Below are 6,448 nucleotides of genomic sequence, written 5' to 3'. Positions count from 1 at the left end.
CATATTCTGGGGGATCAACTTGAGAAACTAAAACTAGGGGAAGATCGGTTGCTTCTTCCTGAATTCTTCCGGCAGGCGCATTAGGGTCAATTAGCCCTATTACACCAGTATTATCCATTTTTACTCGTGTAGTGAGTGTTTCAGAATTTGAGTTAATTAAAATTGACTCTTCAGAGATTGGGTTTGAAGTGTCATTACAGGAATAAAGTGCTAGGGCAAGTGCCAAGCCAAGGAGTAAGTGCTTTTTCATAAAATATTAAAATTGCTTTTTGTGGTATTAATTACGAAGTTCACATACTTTAATTTGAAATTAAATTCTGAAACTTGGTTTTTTTTCGAATAATAACACCTGATAATTGTGTATATAGATACAATAATAAAATAATATTTTGAATTAGGTTAAAAAGAGAGGACGGTGTTTTTGGAGTAGACACCAGGACATTTCCCTATTTCAAATGAAAAATAGGGGTGAGAAAATTTACAGTACGTAAAAATTAGTTTCTCAATAGCTTGATTAGCTGTGTCTTGCTTCCCCATCTAATTTCGATGATATGAAGCCCTGAACGCTGCTTTCGTAGCCAGTCTGACACTATTGGAGAAATTTGATCTGGTGAGGAAAGTATTCGTGTATTTCCATTTCCAAGAAAGCTTATGAAACGGAGATAAATCAATTCGTCCAAATATTTATCAGGTTGAGCTAGATCTATTTTAATTTCAGATCCGGATGTGCTTGGATTGGGGTATGTTATCCAAACATCGCTGCTTTCTAATGCTTCTGCCTGAATCGATTTTGTATTGCTGTAGCTGAATTTGCCAGCATAATCTACTTGTTTGAGTCTATAGAATATATTTCCACCTGTTCTAGGTAAATCAGAGTCAGTGAAGCTATACTCTGAAGCGGAATCTGAATAGCCTTTTCCTTCTATTCGTCCTATTTTGCTCCATTCTTTGACAGTATTTATAGCGCGCTCAATCTCGAAGTGAGAGTTTTCCCATTCTTTGGCAGTCGCCCATTCTACTATTGCGGTATGATCGGATGACTTATAGGTCGTATTAAAATATAGGAATTCTACAGGCAGAATCCTGTAGGTGATTTGTACTACTACTATGCCATCGGAACCATTACCTCCTTTATTGGAGGAGCTTCCAGCACCACCACCAGATCCTGAATTTGCAGAAGCATTACCTCCTTGCCCAGATGGATTAGCATCTCCCGTACCCCCAGAGCCTGCAGATCCTCCATTTCTTCCATTTCCACCACCTCCAGCCCCATACCTTTTACCCGTAAATGCTACAAAAGCTCCATCTCCTCCTTTACCGCCGGTTGACGAAGACCCATTGCCTGATCCATTAGTACCAGGGCCACCATTACCGCCGCCACCGCCACCTTTGACATTTTGTCCATTTCCATTTCCATTTCCGCCAGAATTCCCATTTCCACTATTGCCACCGTTTCCATTTCCATTTCCGCCCTTGCCACCGCTTGCTATGTAGCCTATAGAGGTAGATCCAGAGCTCAGATTGACTTCAGTTTGAGTGCCATCATCTCCGTTATTGGTCCCTGGTCTACCTCCAGGTCCACCGGAACCAATAGCAATATTTAATTTCGCTCCTAAAGTTAGGTTGAAGGTTTCTACTCTCACTTGGCCACCACCACCTCCACCAGCGGAATTGCCTCTTCCGCCACCACCACCACCACTTACTAACAAAACCTCAACCTCTGCTAAGGCAAAAATCTCATTATTAGGATCATAGCCTGAGATATCAGTAAGATCGGTAATCGTAAAAGTGCCGCCAGAAGTATATGTTTTGGTCGCAATTACAGCCCTAGAATATTGGGCATATACTTCATTACCAGAGATTAAAGCATAGGTAATGGTTAGAAGAATTAAAAGTCTACTCTTCATTGAAAATACTATAAGAATTGATGAGCTTGGGTGAGCCCAAGGGGTACTGATTAAGCTAATAGGGTGATTGCAAAGGTAAGGAGACTTTATGAGACGAGTGAAAAAACAATGTTAAAAATGTCATTTAAATACATGAAATAACCTTTCATTGCGATTTGATCTAATGCTGTGGTTAGCATATTCAAAGCACAAACATTTTAAAAATTAGAGCCCTTGATTTGCATAAATCAAGGGCTCTTATTAATTATTGGAGTATAGTTTTAGTAGGTGTATATATCCTAATTAAAACATCTCTTCGATCAGTTCAGTGTAAAAATCCCGAACGTCCATTCCAATAGCTCGAACTTGCTGGGAAATTAGACTTGTTTCGGTTTGACCAGGAACTGTGTTGACCTCTATGAAGTAAAACTTTCCTGTTTCATGCTGTAGAAAGTAATCGACCCGGATCGCGCCTTTGCAGTTGAGTTTCGCATAGATTTTAGGAATAATTCTATTGACGCGTGCTACTTCTTCCTCAGATTGTCTACCAGGAGTGATTTCTTCACATACGCCAGCGGTGTATTTCGCTTCAAAATCAAAAAATTCTTTACTGCTCACAATTTCAGTAGCTGGAAGGACTGTGATCTCTCCTTTACCTTTATAGCATCCAATAGAAAATTCGCGACCAGAGACAAATTCCTCTACAAGGACTTGACGGTCTTCTGCAAAAGCTTTATCCAAAGCTTCTGGTAATTCACCCCAGGTTTTCACCTTGCTCATGCCTATTGAGCTCCCACCGTTGTTAGGCTTGATAAAAAGTGGTAAAGTTAGCTCAGCTTCCACTCGTTTGAAATTTGCGGGTGAGTTTTCAAAAAGCTGAAGTGATTTGGCAATATGCAATTCCTCGATATCATCCACTATTGCTTTTGTGTAACCCTTGTTCATGGTGATAGCAGAACTAAGCTGATCACATGTGGTATAAGGAATGCCGATCATATCTAAGTAACCAGCAAGCTTTCCATCTTCTCCCGGTGAGCCATGCAGGATATTAAAGACTCCGTCAAAAGTGATTTTATCATCGCCTATTTTGATGCTGAAGTCATTTAAGTCCACTGGGATTTTTTCTCCTGATATACTTAAAAAATGCCAATCTCCAGGATAAATCAGGATTTTGTACAGGTCATAAAGTTCGCGATCAATGGTTTTTTCCACCACAGCCGCACTTTTGAGAGAAATTACAGATTCTCCGGTGTATCCACCTGTCACAAGGGCAATTTTTCTCTTCATAGATATCAGAATTAACGGTACGAATTACTCGATTTTTTGGGGAAGGAAGAAGGAATAATCTGAAATTTGTTCTGTCTGTCTGTACGCTCGACCGCTGGTCAGGTAGTCGAGGATAGTTGGATTTAGATAATGTCTAAGGTAGTGGTGGCTTCGACTTCGCTCAGCCTGACACCGACTTAGATACCAATGACGAATTATGTTTTTCACTGTAAATTGTGTCAGTCCGAGCGAAGTCGAGGACAGTAAATAAGTCAATAAATGTCTTTTCAAAAGGCACATTAATTATAAGATCACTTTTTTGAAATTGAAATTGTATGAAAATCTACTTCGTTTACATACTGAAGTGCTATGATGATTCCTTTTATACAGGAGTTACAGATAACTTGTATAGGCGATTGGCTGAACATAACGAGGGCTTGGATCCCTTTTGTTATACCGTAAAAAGAAGGCCTTTGGAATTAGTGTTTTTGAAGGAATTCTAAGAAATCAAAGCGGCTATTGCTTTTGAAAAACAAGTCAAAGGATGGAGTAGAAGGAAAAAACTCGCAATGATTAATGATGAGTGGGATAAATTGAAAGAATTAGCGGAATGCAAGAATGAGACTTCTCATAAAAATTTCAAGGGGAATTTAGAGATATCTAAAATTGATGAAGAGTCTTCCCATGTTTAAGGGGCTTCGACTTCGCTCAGCCTGACAATCACACCGTCAGCCTGACGGTTACAGAGATCACCGAATCTTTTCTGCCTAAATCTGCAGGATCAATCACGACAGCTTTATCTGATCCAAATAGAACTTCATCCGAGTGTGATCACGTGGCAAAAAGTCAATTTTGTCAATTTTGTCCTGCTTATGATTATAGAAGACTTCAACGTATTCATCTTCTAGCAAATACAAATTCACCTTATGCTTGTAATAGCGAATACCCACTACGAAAGTGCCTTCTGTGTAGAGGGCACTAATTTTTTTGTGGAAGGGGAGGCTGGCGAATTCTTCTTTGCTCATAATCTTCAATTGCTCTCGTTAAGTTAAGGAAACGAATCTCTTTTTTGATCAAAAAAGATTGATTCCTGCCCGACTTCGTCTTATACTTGAAAGAACAAAAACCACTATGCTGCGCAAACAATTCCGTTTTACCGCTTTTTTTATTGTTTTGGGATTGATGCTCGCTACTTCCTGTGCCTCCAAAAGGAAGGTAGCAAGTGAGCCTTTTAATACTGTGATTCAGACTGCTAGGAGCTATACAGGAACTCCTTATAGATATGGAGGAACTACACGCTCAGGAATGGATTGCTCAGCTTTAGTTTATCATTCTTTTTATTCAGTGGGAATCACGATGCCTAGAATCTCTGCTGATCAAAGTAAGATGGGCAAGAGTATTCGTACGAATGAGATCAAGCCTGGCGATGTGCTGTTTTTTGCCACAGGCAAAAGAAAGAAGCAGGTCACACATTCGGGAATTGTGACAGAGGCTTCGAGAGATGATGTTCGCTTTATTCATTCATCTACGTCCCTAGGAGTCTCAGAAGATTATCTGAGCAATAATTATTGGGCAAAAGCATTCTTATTTGCTAGGAGAGTGCTGGATTAATTTTTAGGAAGGGAAGCTTTTCGAGGCTAATGTTTCACATTTAATTGATAAGCTGTAGATTATTTCCCAAATATCCTTTGGGTTTAGGCATTAATGGTTAATTTTGCGGTCGAATTCAAAAAGCATATCCTTTTTACATTTCAATTATCAAATGGCAAATATTGGAAAGATAACTCAAGTGATCGGGCCCGTAGTGGACGTTTCCTTTGAAGGCGGTAAGCTGCCAAACATCCTTGACGCGGTAGAAGTTACTAAAGAAAATGGCCAAGTGGTCGTAATGGAAGTTCAACAGCACTTGGGTGAAGATCGAGTGAGAACTATTGCAATGGACTCATCTGAAGGGATGGTTCGTGGCATGGAAGTAAGAGACCTTGGTCTTCCTATTTCAGTTCCTACAGGAGAGGCTATCAAAGGCCGTCTTTTCAACGTGGTTGGACAGCCTATCGATGGTTTGCCTCCTATTCCAACTGGAAAGAGACTTCCTATTCACAGATCTGCTCCTCGATTTGAGGATCTTTCTACATCTACCGAAGTTCTTTTCACAGGTATCAAAGTAATTGATTTGATCGAGCCTTATGCAAAAGGTGGTAAGATCGGTCTTTTTGGTGGTGCTGGTGTAGGTAAAACTGTATTGATTCAGGAATTGATCAACAACATTGCGAAAGCATATGCTGGTCTATCTGTATTTGCAGGTGTAGGTGAAAGAACAAGAGAAGGAAATGACTTGTTAAGAGAAATGATCGAGTCAGGCATCGTTACTTACGGTGATGACTTCGTCCATAGCCTTGAAGAAGAAGGTGGATGGGATCTTTCTAAAGTTGATTTGAAAAAACTAGAAGACTCCAAAGCAACCTTTGTTTTCGGTCAGATGAACGAGCCTCCAGGGGCGCGTGCACGAGTTGCCTTGACAGGTTTGACTTTGGCAGAATATTATAGAGACGGTGATGGCGAAGGAGAAGGAAAAGATATCCTATTCTTTATCGATAACATCTTCCGATTCACTCAGGCAGGTTCTGAAGTGTCCGCACTTCTTGGACGTATGCCGTCCGCAGTAGGTTACCAGCCTACATTGGCTACAGAAATGGGAGCCATGCAGGAGCGTATTACCTCTACTAAGCGTGGTTCAATTACTTCCGTTCAGGCGGTTTATGTACCTGCTGATGATTTGACTGATCCAGCTCCAGCGACGACTTTCGCTCACTTGGATGCTACGACTTCACTTTCACGTAAGATTGCAGAATTAGGAATTTATCCAGCAGTGGATCCATTGGAATCAACTTCACGAATTATGTCTGCTGACATTATCGGAGATGAGCACTACAATTGTGCACAGCGTGTGAAGGAGATTCTTCAGCGTTACAAAGAATTGCAGGATATCATTGCGATCTTGGGTATGGAGGAACTTTCTGAAGAGGATAAGCAAGTCGTACACAGAGCCAGAAGAGTTCAGCGTTTCTTATCTCAGCCTTTCTTCGTAGCTGAGCAGTTTACAGGCTTGAAGGGTGTGTTGGTAGATATCAAAGACACTATAAAAGGTTTCAACATGATCATGGACGGTGAGTTGGATCACCTTCCTGAAGGAGCTTTCAACTTGGTAGGTAGCATCGAAGATGCGATGGCTAAGGGGGAGAAAATGTTGGCTGAAGTTAGATAAATTAGTTGTGAGTTGTTGGTTGTGAGTTCTG

Annotated in this window: 6 protein-coding genes and 1 pseudogene; 3 read left to right on the top strand and 4 right to left on the bottom strand. The window is 40.6% G+C overall.

Annotation, left to right across the window (positions count from 1 at the left end; all coding sequences use genetic code 11):
- The 3 genes and pseudogenes from ESV85_RS08690 to ESV85_RS08680 form a co-directional block, all read right to left on the bottom strand.
- Positions 1 to 250: pseudogene (locus tag ESV85_RS08690) on the bottom strand (hypothetical protein); the annotation flags it as partial.
- Positions 251 to 494: 244 nt separating this feature from the next.
- On the bottom strand, positions 495 to 1,907 hold the full coding sequence (locus tag ESV85_RS22645) for a glycine-rich domain-containing protein (RefSeq protein ID WP_146916643.1): 1,413 nt from the start codon (positions 1,905 to 1,907) through the stop codon (positions 495 to 497).
- Between the two features lie 282 nt (positions 1,908 to 2,189).
- Entirely contained in the window at positions 2,190 to 3,173 is a 984-nt protein-coding gene (locus ESV85_RS08680) for a D-alanine--D-alanine ligase (protein WP_146916641.1), read from the bottom strand.
- Positions 3,174 to 3,487: 314 nt separating this feature from the next.
- On the opposite strand from ESV85_RS08680, the gene ESV85_RS22500 reads away from it, so the two are divergent.
- Positions 3,488 to 3,655, top strand: a complete 168-nt coding sequence (locus ESV85_RS22500) for a GIY-YIG nuclease family protein (protein WP_223275948.1) — start codon at positions 3,488 to 3,490, stop codon at positions 3,653 to 3,655.
- A gap of 282 nt (positions 3,656 to 3,937) precedes the next feature.
- On the opposite strand, the gene ESV85_RS08670 is transcribed toward ESV85_RS22500, so the two are convergent.
- Positions 3,938 to 4,177 carry a hypothetical protein gene (locus tag ESV85_RS08670; protein WP_146916640.1) on the bottom strand — a complete coding sequence of 80 codons (240 nt, stop codon included), beginning with the start codon at positions 4,175 to 4,177 and terminating at the stop codon, positions 3,938 to 3,940.
- A 106-nt stretch (positions 4,178 to 4,283) separates the two neighbouring features.
- On the opposite strand from ESV85_RS08670, the gene ESV85_RS08665 reads away from it, so the two are divergent.
- Both ESV85_RS08665 and atpD read left to right on the top strand, forming a co-directional pair.
- Entirely contained in the window at positions 4,284 to 4,763 is a 480-nt protein-coding gene (locus tag ESV85_RS08665; protein WP_146916638.1) for a C40 family peptidase, read from the top strand.
- A gap of 151 nt (positions 4,764 to 4,914) precedes the next feature.
- Positions 4,915 to 6,417, top strand: coding sequence for a F0F1 ATP synthase subunit beta (atpD, locus tag ESV85_RS08660; RefSeq protein ID WP_146916636.1), 1,503 nt, complete (start codon positions 4,915 to 4,917; stop codon positions 6,415 to 6,417).
- Positions 6,418 to 6,448 lie beyond the last annotated feature (31 nt).

Source organism: Algoriphagus aquimarinus, assembly GCF_007997215.1.
Lineage (GTDB): Bacteria > Bacteroidota > Bacteroidia > Cytophagales > Cyclobacteriaceae > Algoriphagus > Algoriphagus aquimarinus_A.
This window is presented reverse-complemented; position numbering and strand designations above follow the sequence as displayed.

Bases quoted from the DNA above. Each gene is read 5' to 3' on its own strand.
- ESV85_RS22645 (WP_146916643.1), bottom strand. From the start codon at position 1,907: ATGAAGAGTAGACTTTTAATTCTTCTAACCATTACCTATGCTTTAATC.
- ESV85_RS08680 (WP_146916641.1), bottom strand. From the start codon at position 3,173: ATGAAGAGAAAAATTGCCCTTGTGACAGGTGGATACACCGGAGAATCT.
- ESV85_RS22500 (WP_223275948.1), top strand. From the start codon at position 3,488: ATGAAAATCTACTTCGTTTACATACTGAAGTGCTATGATGATTCCTTT.
- ESV85_RS08670 (WP_146916640.1), bottom strand. From the start codon at position 4,177: ATGAGCAAAGAAGAATTCGCCAGCCTCCCCTTCCACAAAAAAATTAGT.
- ESV85_RS08665 (WP_146916638.1), top strand. From the start codon at position 4,284: ATGCTGCGCAAACAATTCCGTTTTACCGCTTTTTTTATTGTTTTGGGA.
- atpD (WP_146916636.1), top strand. From the start codon at position 4,915: ATGGCAAATATTGGAAAGATAACTCAAGTGATCGGGCCCGTAGTGGAC.